The sequence below is a fragment of the Acinetobacter lwoffii genome (assembly GCF_024129715.1).
GTDB lineage: Bacteria > Pseudomonadota > Gammaproteobacteria > Pseudomonadales > Moraxellaceae > Acinetobacter > Acinetobacter lwoffii_U.
On record NZ_JAMXXM010000002.1, the window covers coordinates 215,159 to 236,249 of the forward strand.

Annotated in this window: 20 protein-coding genes and 5 tRNA genes; 4 read left to right on the forward strand and 21 right to left on the reverse strand. The window is 42.8% G+C overall.

Annotation, left to right across the window (positions count from 1 at the left end; translation table 11 throughout):
- Window positions 1–17: 17 nt before the first annotated feature.
- The 7 genes from NI462_RS02790 to NI462_RS02820 all read right to left on the reverse strand — a co-directional run bounded on the left by NI462_RS02790 (window position 18) and on the right by NI462_RS02820 (window position 3,680).
- Window positions 18–102: transfer RNA gene (locus NI462_RS02790), tRNA-Leu, on the reverse strand.
- Between the two features lie 380 nt (window positions 103–482).
- Window positions 483–568: transfer RNA gene (locus tag NI462_RS02795), tRNA-Leu, on the reverse strand.
- Between the two features lie 367 nt (window positions 569–935).
- Window positions 936–1,020 (reverse strand) — tRNA-Leu (locus tag NI462_RS02800).
- 39 nt (window positions 1,021–1,059) lie between these two features.
- Window positions 1,060–1,133 (reverse strand) — tRNA-Trp (locus NI462_RS02805).
- Window positions 1,134–1,168: 35 nt separating this feature from the next.
- A tRNA-Leu gene (locus NI462_RS02810) sits at window positions 1,169–1,253 on the reverse strand.
- 107 nt (window positions 1,254–1,360) lie between these two features.
- Window positions 1,361–2,182 carry a protein kinase domain-containing protein gene (locus tag NI462_RS02815; RefSeq protein ID WP_253158980.1) on the reverse strand — a complete coding sequence of 274 codons (822 nt, stop codon included), beginning with the start codon at window positions 2,180–2,182 and terminating at the stop codon, window positions 1,361–1,363.
- Window positions 2,169–3,680 (reverse strand): DUF3336 domain-containing protein, encoded by a 1,512-nt coding sequence (locus NI462_RS02820; protein WP_005246731.1) that lies wholly within the window; start codon window positions 3,678–3,680, stop codon window positions 2,169–2,171. The genes NI462_RS02815 and NI462_RS02820 overlap by 14 nt, the downstream gene beginning before the upstream one ends.
- A 188-nt stretch (window positions 3,681–3,868) precedes the next feature.
- Between NI462_RS02820 and NI462_RS02825 the strand changes: the two genes are divergently transcribed.
- Together NI462_RS02825 and NI462_RS02830 are read left to right on the forward strand one after the other, a co-directional pair.
- A complete protein-coding gene (locus NI462_RS02825) occupies window positions 3,869–4,741 on the forward strand; it encodes an ATP-binding protein (protein ID WP_253158982.1) in 873 nt (290 codons plus the stop codon).
- 104 nt (window positions 4,742–4,845) lie between these two features.
- Entirely contained in the window at window positions 4,846–5,145 is a 300-nt protein-coding gene (locus tag NI462_RS02830) for a DUF6176 family protein (protein ID WP_253158984.1), read from the forward strand.
- A gap of 101 nt (window positions 5,146–5,246) precedes the next feature.
- Here NI462_RS02830 and NI462_RS02835 read toward each other — a convergent pair whose 3' ends face one another.
- From NI462_RS02835 to tsaD, 3 genes are all read right to left on the reverse strand, one after another.
- Entirely contained in the window at window positions 5,247–6,290 is a 1,044-nt protein-coding gene (locus tag NI462_RS02835) for a hypothetical protein (protein WP_253159062.1), read from the reverse strand.
- Window positions 6,291–6,778: 488 nt separating this feature from the next.
- Window positions 6,779–7,738 (reverse strand): sensor domain-containing diguanylate cyclase, encoded by a 960-nt coding sequence (locus NI462_RS02840; RefSeq protein WP_253158987.1) that lies wholly within the window; start codon window positions 7,736–7,738, stop codon window positions 6,779–6,781.
- Between the two features lie 204 nt (window positions 7,739–7,942).
- Complete coding sequence (gene tsaD, locus NI462_RS02845; RefSeq protein ID WP_253158989.1) at window positions 7,943–8,959, reverse strand: tRNA (adenosine(37)-N6)-threonylcarbamoyltransferase complex transferase subunit TsaD; 1,017 nt, start codon at window positions 8,957–8,959, stop codon at window positions 7,943–7,945.
- A gap of 147 nt (window positions 8,960–9,106) precedes the next feature.
- On the opposite strand from tsaD, the gene rpsU reads away from it, so the two are divergent.
- Window positions 9,107–9,322 carry a 30S ribosomal protein S21 gene (gene rpsU, locus NI462_RS02850; RefSeq protein ID WP_001136722.1) on the forward strand — a complete coding sequence of 72 codons (216 nt, stop codon included), beginning with the start codon at window positions 9,107–9,109 and terminating at the stop codon, window positions 9,320–9,322.
- Window positions 9,323–9,355: 33 nt separating this feature from the next.
- Window positions 9,356–9,802, forward strand: coding sequence for a GatB/YqeY domain-containing protein (locus NI462_RS02855; protein ID WP_004280076.1), 447 nt, complete (start codon window positions 9,356–9,358; stop codon window positions 9,800–9,802).
- 69 nt (window positions 9,803–9,871) lie between these two features.
- Here the strand turns inward: NI462_RS02855 and NI462_RS02860 are convergent, their stop codons facing one another.
- From NI462_RS02860 to NI462_RS02910, 11 genes are all read right to left on the reverse strand, one after another.
- Window positions 9,872–10,231 carry a hypothetical protein gene (locus NI462_RS02860; RefSeq protein WP_004280077.1) on the reverse strand — a complete coding sequence of 120 codons (360 nt, stop codon included), beginning with the start codon at window positions 10,229–10,231 and terminating at the stop codon, window positions 9,872–9,874.
- Window positions 10,232–10,338: 107 nt separating this feature from the next.
- Window positions 10,339–11,781: a M48 family metalloprotease gene (locus NI462_RS02865; RefSeq protein ID WP_253158991.1), complete on the reverse strand. Its 1,443-nt coding sequence runs from the start codon at window positions 11,779–11,781 to the stop codon at window positions 10,339–10,341.
- Window positions 11,782–11,897: 116 nt separating this feature from the next.
- Window positions 11,898–12,863 (reverse strand): 2-hydroxyacid dehydrogenase, encoded by a 966-nt coding sequence (locus tag NI462_RS02870; RefSeq protein ID WP_253158993.1) that lies wholly within the window; start codon window positions 12,861–12,863, stop codon window positions 11,898–11,900.
- Between the two features lie 22 nt (window positions 12,864–12,885).
- Window positions 12,886–13,530: a hypothetical protein gene (locus NI462_RS02875; RefSeq protein WP_253158995.1), complete on the reverse strand. Its 645-nt coding sequence runs from the start codon at window positions 13,528–13,530 to the stop codon at window positions 12,886–12,888.
- Between the two features lie 204 nt (window positions 13,531–13,734).
- Window positions 13,735–15,624 carry a M48 family metalloprotease gene (locus tag NI462_RS02880; protein ID WP_253158998.1) on the reverse strand — a complete coding sequence of 630 codons (1,890 nt, stop codon included), beginning with the start codon at window positions 15,622–15,624 and terminating at the stop codon, window positions 13,735–13,737.
- 89 nt (window positions 15,625–15,713) lie between these two features.
- Window positions 15,714–17,249, reverse strand: coding sequence for an amidophosphoribosyltransferase (gene purF, locus NI462_RS02885; protein ID WP_180038885.1), 1,536 nt, complete (start codon window positions 17,247–17,249; stop codon window positions 15,714–15,716).
- Between the two features lie 24 nt (window positions 17,250–17,273).
- Window positions 17,274–17,855, reverse strand: a complete 582-nt coding sequence (locus tag NI462_RS02890; RefSeq protein ID WP_253159000.1) for a CvpA family protein — start codon at window positions 17,853–17,855, stop codon at window positions 17,274–17,276.
- 5 nt (window positions 17,856–17,860) lie between these two features.
- Window positions 17,861–18,862: a quinone-dependent dihydroorotate dehydrogenase gene (locus tag NI462_RS02895; protein ID WP_253159002.1), complete on the reverse strand. Its 1,002-nt coding sequence runs from the start codon at window positions 18,860–18,862 to the stop codon at window positions 17,861–17,863.
- Between the two features lie 90 nt (window positions 18,863–18,952).
- A complete protein-coding gene (locus tag NI462_RS02900) occupies window positions 18,953–19,432 on the reverse strand; it encodes a type II secretion system protein M (RefSeq protein ID WP_222112043.1) in 480 nt (159 codons plus the stop codon).
- A complete protein-coding gene (gene gspL / locus NI462_RS02905) occupies window positions 19,432–20,571 on the reverse strand; it encodes a type II secretion system protein GspL (RefSeq protein WP_180086739.1) in 1,140 nt (379 codons plus the stop codon). The genes NI462_RS02900 and gspL overlap by 1 nt, the downstream gene beginning before the upstream one ends.
- Window positions 20,572–20,601: 30 nt before the next feature.
- Window positions 20,602–21,057, reverse strand: coding sequence for a phosphoglycerate mutase family protein (locus NI462_RS02910; protein ID WP_253159004.1), 456 nt, complete (start codon window positions 21,055–21,057; stop codon window positions 20,602–20,604).
- Window positions 21,058–21,091: the final 34 nt, after the last annotated feature.

The window sequence follows — 21,091 nt, forward strand, 5'->3', positions numbered from 1 at the left end:
GTTACTCAAATATTGATTGGTGGGGACGGAGAGACTCGAACTCTCACACCTCGCGGCGCTGGAACCTAAATCCAGTGCGTCTACCAATTTCGCCACGTCCCCAATGGCTGTGTATATTATAGAGATAGACCGACATTGACAAGCGATTTTACAAGCAATCACAATCTATTCCGCTATAAAATAAACAGTTAGTTCTATTTTTTAATTTTTTATAAAATTTCTGCCGAAAATTTGATTCATTTTAGGATATGACTGCCCATTCGTTATTTTTAATCATTTCGATTCAATTCCAGCATTTTAAATTAAAACTCAAATGAATTTCTAATCTTGATCAACATAGGCATTCAGAATACTGAAACTATTATTGATAAATAATGTCTGAACCAGTGCTTGAAATCAGAATACAATACCGCATAAATAACAACAGCTTTACCAAATTTCAGGCAATAAAAAAGCAAGGCACTCGCCTTGCTTTAATATGATGGTGGGGATAGAGAGACTCGAACTCTCACGCCCAGAAGGCGCTGCGACCTGAACACAGTGCGTCTACCAATTCCGCCATATCCCCATGGCTGTGTATATTATAGCGATCAGACCTGATTCACAAGTAGTTCTGCAAAAAGCTAAATACTTTTATATCAAAAATTAAGCAGTTAATTCATTATTGAGCAAATAATGCTCTATTTAGACCAACATATAAAATTGATGAACACAATGGAACTGATCCATATGACATTTAAATTATTCAATATGCAGATTGCATGCAATACCATGAAATTTGCTAAAGTTCTGCCCTTGCATGATCATTCGCTGGAGAATTTAAATCCAGAACGCATTGATGTTCATCAACCATGACAGCAAAAATCTGGTACTAAAAAACCGCCCTTAAATTTCAGGCAATAAAAAAGCAAGGCACTCGCCTTGCTTTAATATGATGGTGGGGACGGAGAGACTCGAACTCTCACACCTCGCGGCGCTGGAACCTAAATCCAGTGCGTCTACCAATTTCGCCACGTCCCCATCAGGGTACCAACTTAGCGTTGGATTTCTTTCAAACTTTGGCAGAGGATCAAGGATTCGAACCTTGACGAACGGTTTTGGAGACCGTCATGCTACCATTACACCAATCCTCTACTTCCACCCAATATCCAGTTACTCAAATATTGATTGGTGGGGACGGAGAGACTCGAACTCTCACACCTCGCGGCGCTGGAACCTAAATCCAGTGCGTCTACCAATTTCGCCACGTCCCCAATGGCTGTGTATATTATAGAGATCATTTCCAGCTGACAAGCCGTTTATCATAAAAAAACACTCGTTTGATTAAATAAGAAACAATCCGAGTTTTATTGTATTTTTCTCATTCAATTTCAGTCATTAAGTAATCTTTAACAGCTTTGAAATCGGCAAATCTATGCTGCTTCTGCTTACGTAACATCTCTTCTAATAAGCCTTGAAAGGCTTGTAAGTGTTGCGGTAACTCAATCTTCAAACGCTGACAATGCAAAAAGGCCCAATCCAGATAGTCGGTCGCCTGTAAACGCTGATCACTCAACCACTCATAAAAAATAACACCCAAAGCATAAACTTCACTTTGTAAGCTTTTGGCTTGGCCTTGAAACAGTTCTGGCGCCATATAACGCGGTGTCGCATTCAGTTCATGCAGGTCATTCTGATGGAGTGTTTGGACATGCTCAAAATCAAGCAGGCAAACCCTGCCCTGATTATTTACAAAATGTTCCTGCTTTAAATCGGCATGCAAATAACCCAATTCTTGCAGGCAGATTAAAGGCTCCACAGCTTGCAGCAAATGTTGCCGAATTTGCGTGATAGATTGCTGATGCGGCATGACCTGAAAATGTGCCGGCGCATCGACCAGAATTAAGGCCTGCTCAAATTGTTCATGATTGATCTTGAAAGGCTGTTGAATAATTTGATGCGGAAGGAAAAAATTCAGATCACCTGAATTGGCATGAACCTGATAAAAATCCAGCTCATGTTGCCAGCCTAGTTCAGCATGTGGAGATGATTGTAAGCTATCAGTTCTATGCGATATCTGGGATTTTAACCAGAGCGCATGCCCTCCGGCATAATACAGACGCCGACCAAAACCCAGACTACGGGCTTTGATTCGCAGTTCAAAATCAGAAATATCGAGATGATCTAAATTAAGTCGTGGCAATGTATTCAGGTATTGGATTAAGTGTATGCTGATAATTTAGCAGCTCCAGACAATGCTGAATAGTTTTCCCGACCCGTTCCTGAGTCTCAATGAGGGAAATTTTCGGCCATGTGGCACGCTCGCCTTCACGCTGTAAAATTTTAAACAGATACGGCCGCGGATTTTGCAACATATAGCTATAGTGGCGCAGGCTATATTTACCTACAATATTCACATCACCATAATAACGCTGATCCACCACACCATAGCCATGATCCAGCAGACGGCGTACAGGAGGCAAGCTTCCGGCATGCTCTCTGGCAAAATCCATCATTCCTTTGGTAATCACCGCGCCTTGACGGCGAACAATCCGTTGTGGCCAGCTCAAAGTACCTTTACGGAAACGTGAAATATCATCCTGCATAAATGGCACGATATGCGGGTTGGTCTGACTGGCAATGGTATAATTGATATTATACAGGCGCGCCATTTTTTCCTGTGGGAAATCACTGCGCACACTGCCATCTACCCAGCGGGTTGAACCCATATAAGGCGTATATTGACCATCATAGCGCTTACTGGTCAAACGAACCGGTGGAAACAGAACCGGCACCGCACAAGACGCCAGTACCGCACTCCAGACCAGCAAATCCGGAGAAGTATAGGCATTTAAAATGCGTGCATCCTGTCCAGCATCATAAGGTGCAACCGCAATATTGATATGCAGACCTGAGGTTTTGAGTGCTTCTTCGAAGGTCAGATCACCCAGATTTTCGACCAGAAATTTTTTTAGATATTTTACATCCGCCAGACCACCATTACCTTTCATCAATTCACTCATGGTGCGGAAATGAAAAGCCTCATGAAAGAAATTATGGCCTTTCAAAATATCAATATATTGCGAAGGTTTGGATACACCTAACATGGCGGTCATGATGGCACCCGCACTTGAACCGGACATTACCTTCGGCAACAAGTCCTGCTCCATTAAGGCTTTGCATACACCAGTATGAAACAGACCCAGCGTCGAACCACCGGAAAACATCAGGGCTGGCTGGCCATAGGCGCGCTGACAATGCTGAAAATATTCGATTTTTTCTTCCATACTGAGACAGGTACAGTCTATTGAAGCAATATAGGCTAAGCCTTGGCTGACTTCTTCGACATAATCTTCAATAATTCTTTTAGTGCCCACATAGGCTTCGGTAAACAGTAGAGGATGGGCAATGTTGGCAATATCGTAGCTCAGGCCTTCGCGCAAAATATACATCAGGTCACGAGTGCGCTTTTGTTGTCGATAGCGTCGTAATTTACCCAGACGATGTGCGATCACTTCTGCATCAAAGTAGGGTGAACTGTTATCAAATTTCCATTCCTGTGCACCTGATTCTTCATCTATTTTCAGGGCAATATATTTCCATTCCTCATAGGACTCAGCCTGTTGCAGCTGCTGCTTGAGCTTTTTAATACGATAGGCCTGATGTGGATTAATATCCTGAGTAAAATCTTTAAACAGCATCTGCCTTTTCCCTATATTTATTCTTGATACAGCTCGTACCCAGAGCCAGAAAATGTGTACAAATTTTCTATCCTCTACAATAACGAAAATTCTCTACTTTAAGCAAATTATCATACTTTTCTGGCTTTGACTGTGAATTTTGCAATGGTACTATCTTAGCCATAATTTTAAATCTGTAATGTTAAATCATGGCGAAAATTGAGTTACCTGAGCATATTTTAAATGCCCTTTCGACTGTTCTGCAGCAACTTCAGCAAAGTCTGCCCGAACTAAAACAAATTCCTGATTTTTCTGCTCATGCCTATAAATGGCAACATGGTGAACTCAAACCTATTCATCAGCTTAGACAGATGGAACTGGCCGATTTAAAAGGGATTGAGCGACAAAAAGAAAAAGTCATCCAGAACACGTTGCAGTTTTTAAACGGCTTACCTGCCAATGATGTCTTACTGACCGGTTCACGCGGTACGGGTAAATCCTCCATTGTTCGTGCCCTACTCACCGAGTATGCAGATCAAGGGTTACGATTAATTGAAATCGAACGGGATGATTTATCCGATCTGCCTCAAATTCAGCAACTCATTGCAGAGCGTCCAGAGAAGTTCATTGTCTACTGTGATGATCTGGCCTTTAATGCCGAAGATGAAAATTATCGCAGTTTAAAGAGTGTTCTGGATGGTTCTTTACAGTCCGGTTCCAGCAATTTTGTGATTTATGCGACCAGTAACCGTCGTCATTTATTACCCGAATTCATGCATGAAAATACGCCCGTTACCCGAGTTGATGTGCCGCAATATACTGAATTACATCCTCAGGAAGCGATTGAAGAAAAAATTTCACTGTCTGACCGCTTTGGTTTATGGCTGTCTTTCTATCCAATGGATCAGAACCTGTATTTAGAAATTGTAGAGCATTATCTTAAAAAGGCAGGCATGGAACTCACACCAGAAACCCGTGCTGAAGCCCTACGCTGGTGTCAGGCACGCGGTCAACGTTCAGGACGTGCTGCCTATCAGTTTTCCAAGCACTGGATTGGTTCAACCCAACTAAATGCCTCTTAAAAGTTTAAAAGCGACCGATTCAGGTCGCTTTTTTTATATAAATCGTTTATATAAAAATCAGATCAATCAAGAAAATAAAAAACATGGATGTCAGTGCAGTTCTCATGCAGCTTAAACCCTTACATATGCAGCAAGTTCATGACTGGCAGTGCAGTTTAAAAGCACGTCAAGACGAAGTGATTGAGACACTTAAGGCTGAACAGGTTCATATCGAGTCCTGGTTTTATCTGCAACTTCATGGTCAGGACTACCTGATTGCATATATGCGCGCCGACAACATTCAAAAAGCGCAAAATATTGCAAAACTCAGTACTTTCCCAATTGACCAAGTGCATAAACAGTTTAAAACTTCATGGCAGGCGATTTATCCCGCTGAATTGTTATTGGATGCTACAGCTACCTGATTTATTAGCACGGCTATTTAAAATAGTTTTGTAATAAAGACTTCTCCCCAATCAATAATAAAAAAAGCCCTGGAAATACAGGGCTTTTTTGACATCTCGAATTATTTTTTATCACCGATAATGGTAGACCATAGCAGGTCATCAATTTCACTGCCATTGAAATAAACAGTAGCCTTCAATGATTCAGGCTGGTTCTGTTTGACCTCAATTACCTGATCATCGCTGTCCTTAATTCTAAGCACGCCCTCTTTTGGCAAATGCTTATAGTTATTTAATACGGTTTCATCCATTTTAAATGGTGTCGTGGTATTAAAATCAAAACTGTAACGATAATCTGCCAGATCAGGCTGACCGATAATCGTACCACGACTGGTTAAGGTACGAATCCCATTACTGCCACTGCCATAATCATCGACCAATCTGTAATTATAATTACGCACCTGCAGATATTCTTTGCTCTTTGTATCAAACGCGATTCCAGAAGTACCTGCCTGACCGGTCTCGGCGATACGCTGGAATTCCAACTGATCGATTTGATAAGATTCGGATTCACCCATGTTATTTTTGGTTTTACGATGCACAATTGTGCCAGAAATCAGGTAGTCGTCCTTGAGATTAAAATCTACATTTGAACCATAACGGATATTGCTAAAGCTTAAAGTCGTCGTGTCACCATTCACCGTCTGAGTAATGTTTGAGCCTTTACGGTAAGTTTTATCCAGAATAATACAGTTATCTTTATCTGTTTTTAATTTCAGGGTTTTGACCGAACCAGTGGTATTGACTTCCGAACAGATCAGATTTGGATATTTAATACTATTGATGCCCAAATTATAAATTTTGATGATACGTGCAGTACGCCCATAAGGATAATCTGCAAATACTTCTCCAATCATGTGACCTAGAGCAACGTTATAGTCGGTATCATTACTGGTATTTCCGGAAATTTTATCTCGAATTTTGTCTACAATGTCCTGATCTTCAAGCAGGACAAATTCCTCTGAAAGCTCAGAGGAAATACTTTCTTTCGGAACATTTGGAGGTGTAGTGACAGTAGGACTGTCTGAGCTACTTCCCCCACCACCACAGGCACTCATTAAACCCGAGACAAGAGCGAGTCCAAAGATAGAAATCTGCTTTTTTATAAAATTTATTCCCTAAAATTTCTTTGCATTTTTATTTGGTGATCACTAAAGATTGGCCATCTCGAAACTGAACAGCTCAAATGCTATTTCTGCCGGTAATGTTTTTTCTTGGCAACCAGCTTTATTCTTCGATAGCGCTTTATTTTTAAACAAAGAAATTTTTGGTTCTGTAATTTTAATGTATATTTCAAACAACAATTATCATAAGAAATGAAGTGCTTATTTGAAGCTCGCTCCTTACCAGAGTCACTTTTCAACACGATTAAAGCGCATTTAATTAGGTCAATTTACTTTGCAACAAAGCTTATAAAATTTGTAATGGTTAAGTTAAAGATGGATTGAATTTTCTTTTTATGGAGAATCATGTTCAACTTCTACACATAGGTATGAAGGAGAATATTAAAAGATAGGATGACTTTAGAACATAGAAAATGATCATTTTTATAATATGAAATACTTAATTATTTACAGAAGATTTAAAGCGTCAATTATTTTAGATTGGTCACGGATTCACTGAATTTTTTCCGACGCTTATATTCAAACATGTTCTGATCCGCTTGTGCGAGCGCTGCAAATAAACCATGACCAGGATGACGCATCGCCATACCAATCGCTGCGCCAATGTTTGCTGCTGCAAAGGCATTAATTAAACGATCCACTAAACTTTCAGTACCCGTTTCATCATTTTCCACGCTAAGAATCACAAACTCATCACCACCCAAACGAGCAACAATATCATTGATCCGTACATTATCTCGTAATATTTGCGCTGCATTTTGAATCAGTTTGTCACCTTCATCATGACCTAAATTATCATTCACTTTTTTTAGGTCATTCAGGTCAATAAATAATACAGCGGCGGGATGACCATATTGCTTGCAACGCTCTTCTTCTGCTCGCAGCAGTTTTTCCCAAGCGCGACGATTATATAGCCCGGTCAATTCATCTTTACTGGCTTCTTCCTGCAATAATTCATGCTGTCTCATCTGCTCACTCTGACGTAATTCTGCCTGCAAGATCGAACTGAGTAATTGTCCCAACAACTCGACCAGTTGTATATCTTGCACAATAGCTTCTGATTTGGTTTCTGGATCAATCGCACAGAGCGTTCCAAACAAACTGCCATCTTCTTTAAGGAGTGGCTGACCAATATAAGATTTTATACAGACCTGCTGATTAATCGGCGCTGTGGCGTATAAAGGAATTTCTTCAGAGCGGGGTGCAATTCTCGGGGCCTTACCTGCGACCATATGAGAACAAAAAGAATCAGCCCAGTGAAACACCTGGCCGGGTCGTATATCATAACCATGATCTTCACTTTGCAGCACAATCCAGTCTTGGCCTTCTACCCGGGTGATCATCCATAAATTAAAGCCAAAATGCTGATGCAGAAACTTTAACACTGCCTCTCCAGCATCCTGAAAACTTTTGAAATTTATATTTTCCATCCGAGATTGCCTCTGCTGTAAACCTGTAAAAATATGCATGATATCAACTTAAGCTATTAAACTATTTTTATAGTTTCAATAGAATATAAGAGCTCTAAATACAGCCATAAAACTATATATTTACAACATATCGTTGCTATAAGTTTTCATTTAAAAATTCACAATAAAAAAGAGGCCTAAGCCTCTTTTCTTCAAGCCTGAAATCTATGCCTCTGTCGGATTAGTCAGTTCCGTCATTGGCCAGCGCGGTGTGGTGGTCACCGCCAAGCCATCATGCTGCCCTGCTTTGAGACGCTGATAGCCCGCAAAAGCAATCATGGCACCATTGTCTGTACAGAGTGCAGGTTCAGCATAATAAACAGATGCACGGATCTTGGCTAAATTTACTTCTAAACGCTCACGTAAACGCTTGTTGGCACTGACACCGCCCGCAATCACCAGACGTTTAAGACCTGTTTGCTTCAGTGCTTTCACCGACTTTTTCACCAAAGTATCAACAATGGCTTCCTGAAAACTGGCAGCGATATCGGCATCGCGATTTTCATCACCAAGTTTTTTCATCTGTACAGAAACAGCCGTTTTTAAACCACTGAATGAAAATTCCAGGCCTTGATGCAGCATTGGACGCGGGAATGCAAAGGCATTCGGGTCACCCTGCTCCGCCAGTTTAGAGATATTCGGACCACCCGGATATGGCAAGCCCATCATTTTCGCGACTTTATCAAAGGCTTCGCCGGCTGCATCATCAATGGATTCACCAAGTAATTCATACTGGCCAATGCCATAAGCAGCCATGAGCTGAGAATGTCCACCCGATACCAACAATGCAACAAATGGAAACTCAGGCGGAGTTTCTGACAACAAAGGTGCCAGCATATGACCTTCCATATGATGCACACCAATTGCGGGTTTATTCAGCGCAAAGGCCAAAGTACGACCAAACAATGCACCTGTCATGAGTGCGCCCATCAGACCTGGGCCACGTGTATATGCGACTGCATCAATTTCTGATTTTTTCACGCCGCTCTGTTCAAGCAGCTCATTGATGAGTGGAATCAGTTTACGCACATGATCACGTGACGCCAGCTCTGGAACTACACCGCCATATTCTGCATGCAGTTTAATCTGGCTATAAAGCACCTGTCCGCGCAAACCCAACTCGCTGTCATACAGCGCAAGTCCTGTTTCATCACACGACGTTTCCAAGCCTAAAACGATCATTAAACTGCCTATAACCTGTATCAATTCTATTGCAGTAACTATTATAGACTTGTGGTATGAGATGTAAATGAGTAAAATACTGACCTTCACTTGTGATTGAGGGCAATTCAGCCCGAGATCTTACCCTAACTGATATGAGGATTCTTCATGCCACAAGTTAAATTGAAAGAAGGCGAACCAGTAGACGTAGCTATCCGTCGTTTCAAACGTTCATGCGAAAAAGCGGGTGTTCTTGCTGACGTACGTAAGCGTGAATTCTACGAGAAACCAACTCAAGAACGTAAGCGCAAAAAAGCTGCTGCTGTTAAACGCTACCAAAAGAAATTGGCGCGTGAATCAGTACGTACGACTCGCCTTTACTAAGATTAATTTGTGATTGATTGCCTGGAATAAATAATGACGACTTTAAAAGACCAAATCACGGATGTTTTGAAAGCAACAATGCGTGCCAAAGAAATGTCCAAGCTGACGGTCATTCGTAGTCTACAGGCAGCAATTAAGCAAATCGAAGTCGATGAGCGCAAAGAACTTGACGACGCTCAGGTTCTTGCGGTCATTGAAAAACAAATTAAACAACGTAAAGAATCGGTTAAAGCCTTTGCAGGCGCTGGCCGAGATGATTTAGCTAGTAAGGAACAAGCCGAAATTGAGATTTTGTCTCAGTTTCTACCAGAAGCTATGACTGAGGAAGAACTTGATTCCATGATTGCGCAAGCTATTGCAGCGCAACAAGCTACTAGCATGAAAGATATGGGTAAGGTGATGAATTCTCTGCGTCCGCTCATAGCCGGGCGCGCCGATCCTGCACAAGTTTCCGCCAAAATCAAAGCGCAACTTGCTTAATCCATACTCTCTAGTATTCTCTCTTTAACGTTGAACTGCCTTTAATCAAAGACAGTTCCTGACGTATTCTCATTGCAAATTACAATCGACCTGATAACGCTTAAGTAATTGCATCTCTTTAGACGATTTCACTTCTACAATTACATCCTGTTTACTCATATTTTGAAATTGACGATCCAGATAAGCACGATTCTGGTCAGCGGCTTGATATAAACGATCAACATAGCGTCCTACTATTCCACAAAATTTTGCATTCTGCTCAGGACTAAATCCCTGTTGCTGCGGATTTAAACCACTTAAAAACTGACGCGATTCCTTTTTATAATCCGCATTAATTCGTTCTATCGTTTCCACATATTCAACTGCACTCGCAGCAAAAACCCCATAACTCCACCCCAGTAGACACACGCCCAATAGTATTTTTTTCATATTATGCTTCAATTTGATTCACGCTGATCTTTCAAAAATATTGTAGCCTGATTGAATATATTCTTGCTATATCATCCTGATACAAAAACTTAAAACCCAGTTCAGCTTTAAATCTTATATTGATGTGCCTGCTGCATCTGTTTCAGACGTTGGCGAATAGTTGACGATAAAGATTGATTATTCTTTACGCTACGCTGTGCATGCAATAATGATTTGATCGCGGTTTCTTCATATCCTGACCAGTATTCTACTTCAGCACGATAGCGCAGCACATTAGCAGCCTTGATCGGCGAATCTGGCTCTGCATTGGCAGCCAGTTGCATCAGTCGCCAGCCACTCACATCCCGTGAATTGCCATTTAAAAATCGCTGTACCAAGACTTTTGCCTGAGCAGGCTGCTTGGCACGAATCAACACTTCTGCATATTTATAATTGAGCGCTCGATTTTCCGGCATGATCCGCGCTGCTGACGCTACACTTTCCAAAGCTGCATCAAGCTGGTTCTGAGCTAAATAAATATCAGTCTGGAATAAAACCTGTAAAGGATGCATCTGGTTATGCTTTTTTGCTCGATCTAAAGTGGCCTGCGCGGCCTGAAAATCGCTCTGTTGTATTTGATAGGCAGTTAAGGCAAGCTGGCCTGCAAAATTATTTTGCCGATCCATCAGGATAAGCTGCTCTGCATTGGTCTGACCAGACAATACCCTGCTATACCACTTGATAATTTCAAAGTCTTGATCATTGAGATTGCGTTTCACCGCAGGAAGCTGGTTGGCACGTAAACGCGCTTCACTCATACGCTCTGTGTTGAGTGGATGAGTGAACCAGAAATCTGGCAGAAAGCTCAATCGGCTGGTCGAGCGATGCATGACCTCAAAGAAGTCTGCCATGCTATGCGGGTTATAGCCGGCACGATACATATATTGCATACCAATCCGGTCTGCCTCACGCTCCTGATTACGGCTATAAGTGAGCTGTTTATCCAGAAGTGCTGCCTGTGAACCCATCATGACCGCTGTGCCGACATCACCATCTGCCTGAGAAGCGACCAAAGCACCGACGAGAATTCCAGCTAGCGCCAGTAAACCTTGCCCTTTAAAGGCATCCTGAGAGCGACTGTAATGACGTTGTGTGACATGTGCAATTTCATGTGCCATCACTCCTGCCACTTCATCCATGTTTCGGGCTGAATTAATCAGACCAGCATTAAGTGCAAAAAGACCACCTGGTACAGCAAAGGCATTAATTTGCGGGTCATTAATAACCAGCAAACCGATCGGCTGTTGCAATTGAGTCTGACTCAGGATATGAGAAAATACTGAGAGCAGCTGATCTTCAAGCCATGGATTTTGCAGGACCGGCATTTGTTTATGCACTTCACGATAGACTTTTTCACCGATCATTTTTTCTTTTTGTTGATCGAGTAAGCCGACGCCTGTACCAATATCAGGCACAGAAAATTGTACATTTACTTGATTAAAATCATGGTTAGAGCCGTGCCCTGCTACCATATACAGACTTAAGCCACACGCCAGCGCCAATCGTTTCAATGAAAAATCTCTAATCCTGCCGATCTAATTTATCTTGAATATAGCATTGAACAATGAGCAGAGACGCAAGAAAATGTTATTTTTTAATACCATTTAAACGACGAATCAGATGCATTTTAAAATTCCGGATTGACCACATAACGGGGCACTCGTCCTTCCAAGGCATCAACAAGATTCTGATAAGCCAGTTCTGCCATTTTTTTACGGGTGGCTGCAGTGGCCGAACCCACATGTGGCAATGTAACCACATTATCCAACTGGAATAATTCCGATTCCTTTAACGGCTCTTTCTGATACACATCCAGACCGGCAGCAAAAACCTGCTTGGCTTTTAAAGCTGAAATTAATGCCTGTTCATCAATGACCGAGCCACGTGAAATATTGACCAATACTGCATGGGATTGCATTTTAGCCAATTCCGCTGTCGCAATCAGCGCCTTAGAATCCGCATTCAAATCTACTGCAACGACCACAAAGTCAGAACGCTGTAACAGCTCATCAAGCTGGCAATATTTCGCATTCAACCCTTGAGCAAGTTCTGGTTTTTCCCGACGATTATGATACAGAATATTCATATTAAAACCGTAAAAACCACGACGTGCGATTGCAGCTCCAATATGACCGAGACCAATAATTCCGAGGGTTTTTCCAAAAATATCCATACCAAATTGTGCTTCGCCCACGGTACGCTGCCATTGTCCCTGCTTGGTCCATTGATCCAGGTAAGCCACTTTGCGTGCTGCTGACATCAGTAAAGTGAAAGCCAGGTCAGCAGTGGTTTCAGTCAGCACATGCGGCGTATTGCTCAGATAGATTTTCTTTTCATTTAAATAATCCAGTTCATAGTTGTCATAACCGACACTGACACTGGAGATAATTTTTAACCGGGTGGCACTGGCCAGATTATCGCGATTCAACAAGCGCCCTGCGCCAATCATGCCATCAGCATCCTGAACCTGCTGCAAAAGCTGTTGATTCACATCGCCTAGCTTCGGTTGTATATAACTAACCTGATAATTTTGTTCCAGCTTGTTTTGAATATCAGTATCAATTTGACTAAATACAACCACTTTTTGTTTCATCTATTTTTATTCCACAGCAAGATTATTCCAGACTGGCAGTCCTATTTTGCATAAACTGCCATAAACGTTTTTTTAGAATCGGCTGATCCAGCATTTCTTGTAAAGATGCCAACTGGATCATTTTCGTATTTGATATATGCGCTACAGGCCCGAGGAAAATAATATTTTTCTCTGCACTCATTCCATCCAGAAAACCCTGAATATAGGATTCTACACCACGTCCATCCTGAACATTGGCCCAGGGAAATGGCCAGTTCAGCTCATGAAACTCACCTGGGACTGCACGCTGGATATTGCCCCATAAATTCTGGGTGTCTTCGGTCATTGCAGTTGCATCAATCACGATACTGCAATGTGCCAGACTTAAAGCCTGCAAACTGAATGGCGGGATTTGTACGATTTCACGCTGTTTCTGAACAGGTGCAATGTGAGTCGGTGCCGCAGGTGGTGTATCAACCTTAAGCGCAACAATTGGCTCTGGCTCAGGAATCGGTAGATCAGCCAACGCCTCTACGGAAGCAGGCTGTGGTAAGACGATATCGGTGTGAAATTCAGGTGCAGCCTGATCACGCCAGATCGAAACCTGGTGCGGCTGACATGCGCTGTCCCTAGGAATCCAGAGATCGATTCCTAATGTTGCCAGTATGTCACGCTGATGCCCAATCATCTTTTCATCATCACCAATTTCAGGCTGAACATTTTAGCCGGATTGCCTGTGCTTTGCCGAACTTTTTCAGCTTTTCTTTTTTATCCTGATGGATTCTAGTACAAAGTTTAGCTGTCTGCTAAAAACCGTGCTTTTAATACACAATTAAACCATTCCTGCTGTTATAACAGATTCCGGCTAAAGCTGCGCGTTCTCATTTATTTTCTACAGAATGGTTAAACTGTTCTTCTTTAACATTTGCTGAACGACCTGTTCTGCCTCAAAACCCAAGCGCCAATACAACAGCTCCATCACGTCCAACTCATCCTGTGTCACGATACGATCACTCCACAAACAGGCCTCTGCAATACCTAAAATACTGAGGCGATCACGCAATAACAGCCCCGCAATATCATTCAGGATTTCTGCTAGATCAATCGGCTCATCAGAAATTTCATTATATAAGTCCAGTTCCTGAGCGGTCAGAATCCGGTTTAAAATCCGCTCCCGCACCTCAAGCTGGTTGCCGCTATTAATCTGCTGTACATGCAGCAAGGCGTCGATCAAACGCACAATCTGTGGCTTGACCTCATCGAGTGCTGTAGGCGTATGTGCAGGAAGCAAATTCAGTTCGTATTTCACACATTCCAGTAATAATGCATCCAACAGGCCAATTTCGCCATCTTCCTGAATAATCCGTGCCAGCTTCATCAAAAACTGGCGTGCAACAGTTGTCGGCATGCCACCAATATTGTTACAAGCTTGCTGGAAAATCGAGATATGCACCCGCCCGTCCAGATTGAGCAATGAATCTACAATGGCACGGCTAACTTCAGCCTCAGTCGGAATAAATTCACGATATTGACGGATCATTAAAATGGCGACCATCACTTCACGAGAACCAGTTGCGGTTTGTAATGCACGCTCAATCAGTTCCGGACGTGGCATCTTGAGCCGAAGTTCCGGATTCAGTGGTTTGATCGCATCTTTAATCGCAAAACTGATCGGAGACAGCCGCAATAATGGCAAAGGCTGTGGCGAGCTCCAGCTCATTGCAGTTTCAGGCACCACTTCTTCTAAAGAACGGAACAAACTAAACAAAGGCTGATTTTTGAGTTTTTTCAGATTCTCAAGCTGTAAGTCCTGAATCAAGGCAGGATTTAATTCATAAATCCGCTGATTGATATGGGGATGAATATTCAGCCAGTTTTGTGGGCTCAAGGAATTGGCAAAGCACATATGTGAAATGGATTCAGCATATTCACTATAAATCTGGGAGCCAGAATGATGCACATGGATTCTGAGTAAAGTCTGAATATTGGCATCATTTTGAATCAGGCGTCGGGTCTTTCGATCATTTTTATAGGTCCGACCACCCAGTGAAATATATTTAATAAAACGGGAAATCAATACGCCCAAACTACCAATCAGCCAGATCACCGCACCGACTGAAACATAGAAAGTTTCGAACTTGTTTTCACGAGGACTACCCGCTCCATAAAAACCGGACTTGGCAATCTTACTGCCACACTGACTAAACGTAGTTAAACTGCTATACAGAATTTTCAAACGGGTATTTTCCGCAGCTTCACCAGACAGGATTTTATTGAATTCATGGCTGAGCAAGCCATACAGCTCGACTTTATCCAGTGTTTGTATCGCACCCCAAGTCAGGATAATTGCGGTATCCCGCGGACTAAACCCTGCCGTCAATGCATTGACACCAACTTCATCGGGCAGCACATATACCGCAGGAACGTCAATCAGAAAAGTCTCTGACAGTTGCTGGTTAATGTGCAGTGCAGCACTTTCTTCTGGAATACTGTCCATCGGACTCAACCGACGTGCACCCAACTGCTTCGCCAGCGAATAACCGCCATTCCGAAAAATATAGAATTCATAGATGACCGAGATCATCATGGCACATAACAACAAAGCAATCAGATAAGGACTTAGCGCATGCCAGAAGATTGACTGGCTAGGATCAGTATAAAAAACAAAGAGACCAACAACGGTATTAATAATAAAAATAGTCAACAGAATTGCAATCAGGCAAAAACTTACAGGCAGTACTATATTTTTGTTTTTTATAAAATCGTATCCTACGTTTCGCAATGCAGAACCCTAAAATGATGATTTTCAATGGGTTCATCATAAAACAAAAAAGCGGGAAATTCCCGCTTTTTCATGATGATTTTAAATGTTTAAACTTCGCGTACGCCAGTCAAATCCACTGAGGCTGCATCAATATTGACATCAATATAATTGCTTTCTTTCATGGCACTGTCACTACGTTTTTGCTGAAGATCATCCAGATATTGCGCATCAATACCGCCCGAAACATAGATGCCATCAAACACTGAACAATCAAAGTCTTTGACATCCGGTACTTTGGTGGTTCTTACCGCATCTTTCAAATCTTCCAGATCCTGGAAAATCAGACGGTCAGCACCAATAATTTCACGGATTTCTTCCACGCTACGTTCCGATGCAATCAGCTCAGATTTCGCCGGCATATCAATACCATAAACGTTTGGATATTTCACCATCGGTGCTGCAGAAGCAAAGAATACTTTTTTCGCGCCAGAATCACGAGCCATCTGGATAATTTCATTACAGGTTGTACCACGGACAATCGAGTCATCCACCAACAGTACATTTTTACCTTTAAACTCAAGCTCAACCGGGTTCAGTTTCTGACGTACCGATTTTTTACGCAGCTGCTGACCAGGCATAATGAAGGTACGACCAATGTAACGGTTTTTCATGAAACCTTCACGGAATTTCACACCCAGCATATTGGCAAGTTCCAATGCAGAAGTACGTGAAGTATCCGGAATCGGAATCACCACATCAATATCATGCTCTTCACCCCACTCGCGCAGAATCTTTTGCGCCAGCTTCTCACCCATTTTTAAACGTGCTTTATACACCGAGATTCCATCAATGATGGCATCTGGACGGGCAAAATAAACATATTCAAAAATACAAGGACGGTATTCAGCATTCACTGCACATTGCTTGGTGAAGAAGTTACCTTCTAAATCAATAAATACCGCTTCACCAGGCAAAATATCACGCTCAACTTTAAAGCCCAGCGCAGTAATCGCAACCGACTCAGAAGCAATGATATACTCCATACCCTGTTCAGTTTCACGCGAACCGTAGATCAATGGACGAATACCATTTGGATCACGGAAGCCTACCAGACCCTGACCGGTAATCATCGCCACCACGCCATAAGCACCTTTACAACGCTCATGCACACGCGTCACCGCATGGAAAATATCTTCCGACGTCGGTACCAGTTTGCCATGTTTTTGCAATTCATGCGCAAACACGTTTAACAGGACTTCCGAATCAGAATCGGTGTTCATATGACGCAAGTCAGTTTTGAACAGGTCATCATGAATTTCTTCAGCATTGGTCAGGTTACCATTATGTGCCAAGGTAATCCCGTACGGCGAGTTCACATAAAACGGCTGTGCTTCAGCACTGCTCGATGAACCGGCTGTTGGATAACGCACATGACCAATACCGTAATTTCCTTTCAAAGCACGCATATGACGGGTATGGAATACATCACGTACCATACCATTGTCTTTGCGCAGGAATAAACGTCCTTCATCACATGTCACGATCCCAGCTGCATCTTGTCCACGATGTTGTAACATCGTTAATGCATCAAACAACATTTGGTTAACGGGTGATTTACCAGCTATACCAACTACTCCACACATAGCAACCTCGCAGACAAGCTAGGATTAATAAAAAGGATTATTTGTAGACTCATCTGCAGCTCCAGATTTGGACGATGTTTCAGATGATGAAGCTGAAGGTTTCGATGTCCCTTCAGGCTTGATATGTTGTAGTGCGCCATTCGCGGCTTCTTTCGAGATTTGAGTCGCCCAAGGCGCATAAGGCAATAAGGCTTGAATAAACTTGGACTGTTTCCAGTGAGGTGAGCTTTCTACCCACGGGCCAATTCCCTGCATGGTAATCAGGACAATCAGCAGACCTTTCAGGCTACCAAAGACACCACCTGCCAGACGGTTGAGGGGACCCAGCTTAAGACTCTTTAAAATACGGTTCAACAGTGCAGTAACGATCCAGGTCAGAACTACAATCAGCAGGACGATAAAAGCAAAGGCCGCAATCTTTTGTACAACTGGATCTGTACTCAGAGCAACCATAGACGGCGCAAGTAGTGTTGAATATTTTGCCGCAACAATCAGGGCAAAGATCCATCCCACTAAGTTCGCAAAGGCTTTAATAAATCCTTGACGCAAACCGTTGAGCCCTCCAATGAGCAAGATAATCAGTAGAAAGATATCAATGGCATTCATAGGATTTAAAGTGCGTCTACACAATCTTTTACAAGTTTAGGTCCGGTATAGATGAGGCCACTATAAACTTGTACAAGGCTGGCGCCTGCCTGTTTCTTGGCAACAGCATCTGCACCTGAAAGAATACCACCCACACCAATCAATGGAATTTGTCCTTTTAATACCGCAGCAAATGCAGCCAGGCATGCGGTACTTTTCTCAAATACTGGCGCGCCAGACAAACCGCCCGCTTCCTCTGCATGCTCCAGACCCTCTACCCCTTCACGTGACAGTGTGGTATTGGTCACGATCAGGCCATCGATCTTGAATTGCAATAACTGCTTGGCAATAAAGGCAATATCGCTGTTATCCAGATCAGGCGCCACTTTGAGTACCAAAGGTACATAATGCTGGTATTCCTGAGCCAATTCAAGTTGACGGTTTTTCAGCGTTTCCAACAGTTCGGTGAGTGCATCACCACTTTGCAGGCTGCGCAGGTTTTTGGTATTGGGAGAAGAAATATTGACGGTAATGTAAGAAGCATAATTATAGACTTTTTCTAAACAAATAAGGTAATCATCTACTGCTTTTTCTACCGGAGTATCAGCGTTTTTACCGATATTAATACCGAGAATGCCTTTGAATTTGGCTGCTTTGACATTTTCAATCAGCTGATCCACGCCATCATTATTAAAGCCCATACGGTTAATAATGGCTTTAGCCTGTGGCAAACGGAATAAACGCGGATGAGGATTACCGGCTTGCGGTCGCGGGGTAATGGTACCAATTTCAATAAAACCAAAACCTTGACCGGCAAGGGCGTCAATATAGGCACCATTTTTGTCTAAACCTGCCGCAAGACCCACCGGATTGGGAAATTCGATTCCCATACAGGTCACAGGTTTCGCAGCAACGTTTTGACGCATCAAGCCCATTTTATGGGATGATTTCAATAGTGATAATGTCAGCTCATGTGCACGCTCTGGTGCTAAAGAAAACAACAAAGGGCGGGCTAGAGAATACAACATATCCAGAAAAGTCTACTGCTTTTTAAGTCGGCATATTATAGGCATAGGCTGACAAAAAAACCATGCTTTGCAAATCTTTATTTTTACCGTTTATTGTATGGTCGCCGTTAATTTAATCTGTCCTGCCTCATTATTTAGTTCCATTTTCTCGATACTTAGCCCCATTTGTGCCAGCTGAGTCAGGAAATTTGCCAGTACTGCATAATTTTCATGCATGACCGCCAATTGAATTTTTCCTTCCATTTGCTGAGAAGCCACCGACAATCCTTGCTGCTGTGCGACCCGCTGTACTTTTTCTGCAGCATCCAGTTGCGTGTCCCCAGCCGGTTTCATGGTTACTGCATTACTTTGCATCCAGACAATGGTATCTTTCAGCTGATTTAAGCGTTTTTGCTGGGTGTCTGCCGCCTGATGCATATACCAGAGTGCAGAACCGACTGCCGCCACAATTACAAAAACAGTGGTAAAAATCACCAATACCCGTTCACGTACCGACAGGCTGTCCAGATAATCACTCAGTTTTTCAAAAGACTGATCCATACGATTTTGTAGCGCTTCAATGCCTTTCATTATTGAATCCTCACCAGTCCGATCGCAGCTGTTCCGCTGGCCTGAATATTCCCCAGCTCCACCTTAAAGCCTTGCTGGCTTAATTGTGTGGTCAGTGCATTTAACGTTTCTGATGAATTGGCCTTAAGCTCCATACTTAACACAGAAGCATCATAATTCACCCGTTGTGCCACAATCTGATTTTGCATCAAGACTGGCCCCACCCGACTAATCAGCTGCAATGCATGCGTATCTGCAATCTGGCTTTGACGCAACTGCCCTTCAAACTGACTTTTGATATTCTGCTCAGTGACCGGATAATTTTGTCCAAACCAGTATTTAAACTGGTCGATGGCTTGCGCGGCGGTCTGATTCGCCACTTTCTTATATTGATACCAGCGCACAGCATCATAACTAAACTGCAATACTAAAATACCCAGAAAAACCGCCGCGCAGGCTTTCCAGTAGCCGGAAATAGCGCCATTGGATTTTGCTTTAGGCAAGACATTAAACGGATGCTGTTTCGGTTTTTTCAGTACAGGAATTCCATATTGGAAAGACTCCAGTTGCTCCTGAGTGACCAGTGCTTCAAGACTACGCAACTGCTCCTGATTCAGATTGCTCACCTTATAGCTGAGATCCTTGGGCTGATAATCCAGATAAAGGCTTAGATCATCCAGCGACTGGCCGATATATTCCGACTCGCGCACCAGCAAACGTCCACCGATTTGCGCAATCACACGCTGATTGGCATCAGGAACCGGCAGCACCAAAAAGTCCGGTAACAAAGCTGCCAGCTTGACTGGGATCAGGCTTAAAGCATGTTGCAAGGTCTCAAGCGTAGAATTCGCAATCCCCATAATGCTGATCTGATCCGGCTGCTGAAAATGATGCAGCACTTTCATGGCATCTACCGGCAGCACCACGTATTCTTCGAGCAAATATTTGATGCCATCATTGCCCATTTTCTTATATTGGCTCTTGGGCAAGGTCTGCTGCAAAATTTGCACATGACGGCTCGGGAAAAATACTACCGCCTCTTCGCCATGATGAGCCTGTATATCCTGAATCAGCTGCTCAAGTGTGTCCGCAGTGTTCCAGAATTCCCCAGTTGACCATTGCCAAACCCCATTGGCTTCTGGCATCCATAAATACAACATCAATTGTGTTCTGCCATTTTAATTAATTTTTTATAGTGTAGGAATAAAACTTTTAATCTGTGTGGATAAGCCCGGGGCAATCACCGCCTGATCATAAATACGTGCTTCTGCCAATGCATAGGGATGAAAAGATTCAGCCAGCAGAATGGAAGACATATGTGCCACCACATTCATATGACACACCACTGCAATCGACTCATAAGGCAGTTGCGACAACCATTCTACTGCGACTTTGGCATCATCATCCGGTTTGATCGTATTACAGATCACCACCGGCACATCTTTAAAATACTGCTGCAAATGTGCCAGAGTTTCCTGCGCTCGCAATAACGGACTGACCACAAAGACTTCAGGCTTAATCAGATCCTTTAAGAACTGTGCAGTTTGCTCAGCCTGTTGATGACCACACTCCGTTAAAGGTCGCTTGGTGTCATTACCATTGACCGGTGGCGCGGCCTCGCCATGTCGAACTAAAGTCAGTTGCATTTGATTTCCTTATATTCTTTTGCCTGCATGATAA

What these genes read in the sequence shown, in the direction of transcription:
- NI462_RS02855 (WP_004280076.1), top strand. Translation starts at nt 9,356, where the DNA reads ATGACGACTTTAAAAGACCAAATCACGGATGTTTTGAAAGCAACAATG.
- NI462_RS02895 (WP_253159002.1), bottom strand. Translation starts at nt 18,862, where the DNA reads ATGTTGTATTCTCTAGCCCGCCCTTTGTTGTTTTCTTTAGCACCAGAG.
- NI462_RS02900 (WP_222112043.1), bottom strand. Translation starts at nt 19,432, where the DNA reads ATGAAAGGCATTGAAGCGCTACAAAATCGTATGGATCAGTCTTTTGAA.
- rpsU (WP_001136722.1), top strand. Translation starts at nt 9,107, where the DNA reads ATGCCACAAGTTAAATTGAAAGAAGGCGAACCAGTAGACGTAGCTATC.
- NI462_RS02870 (WP_253158993.1), bottom strand. Translation starts at nt 12,863, where the DNA reads ATGAAACAAAAAGTGGTTGTATTTAGTCAAATTGATACTGATATTCAA.
- NI462_RS02820 (WP_005246731.1), bottom strand. Translation starts at nt 3,680, where the DNA reads ATGCTGTTTAAAGATTTTACTCAGGATATTAATCCACATCAGGCCTAT.
- gspL (WP_180086739.1), bottom strand. Translation starts at nt 20,571, where the DNA reads ATGTTGTATTTATGGATGCCAGAAGCCAATGGGGTTTGGCAATGGTCA.
- NI462_RS02910 (WP_253159004.1), bottom strand. Translation starts at nt 21,057, where the DNA reads ATGCAACTGACTTTAGTTCGACATGGCGAGGCCGCGCCACCGGTCAAT.
- NI462_RS02840 (WP_253158987.1), bottom strand. Translation starts at nt 7,738, where the DNA reads ATGGAAAATATAAATTTCAAAAGTTTTCAGGATGCTGGAGAGGCAGTG.
- NI462_RS02830 (WP_253158984.1), top strand. Translation starts at nt 4,846, where the DNA reads ATGCAGCTTAAACCCTTACATATGCAGCAAGTTCATGACTGGCAGTGC.
- tsaD (WP_253158989.1), bottom strand. Translation starts at nt 8,959, where the DNA reads ATGATCGTTTTAGGCTTGGAAACGTCGTGTGATGAAACAGGACTTGCG.
- NI462_RS02890 (WP_253159000.1), bottom strand. Translation starts at nt 17,855, where the DNA reads ATGAATGCCATTGATATCTTTCTACTGATTATCTTGCTCATTGGAGGG.
- purF (WP_180038885.1), bottom strand. Translation starts at nt 17,249, where the DNA reads ATGTGTGGAGTAGTTGGTATAGCTGGTAAATCACCCGTTAACCAAATG.
- NI462_RS02860 (WP_004280077.1), bottom strand. Translation starts at nt 10,231, where the DNA reads ATGAAAAAAATACTATTGGGCGTGTGTCTACTGGGGTGGAGTTATGGG.
- NI462_RS02875 (WP_253158995.1), bottom strand. Translation starts at nt 13,530, where the DNA reads ATGATTGGGCATCAGCGTGACATACTGGCAACATTAGGAATCGATCTC.
- NI462_RS02825 (WP_253158982.1), top strand. Translation starts at nt 3,869, where the DNA reads ATGGCGAAAATTGAGTTACCTGAGCATATTTTAAATGCCCTTTCGACT.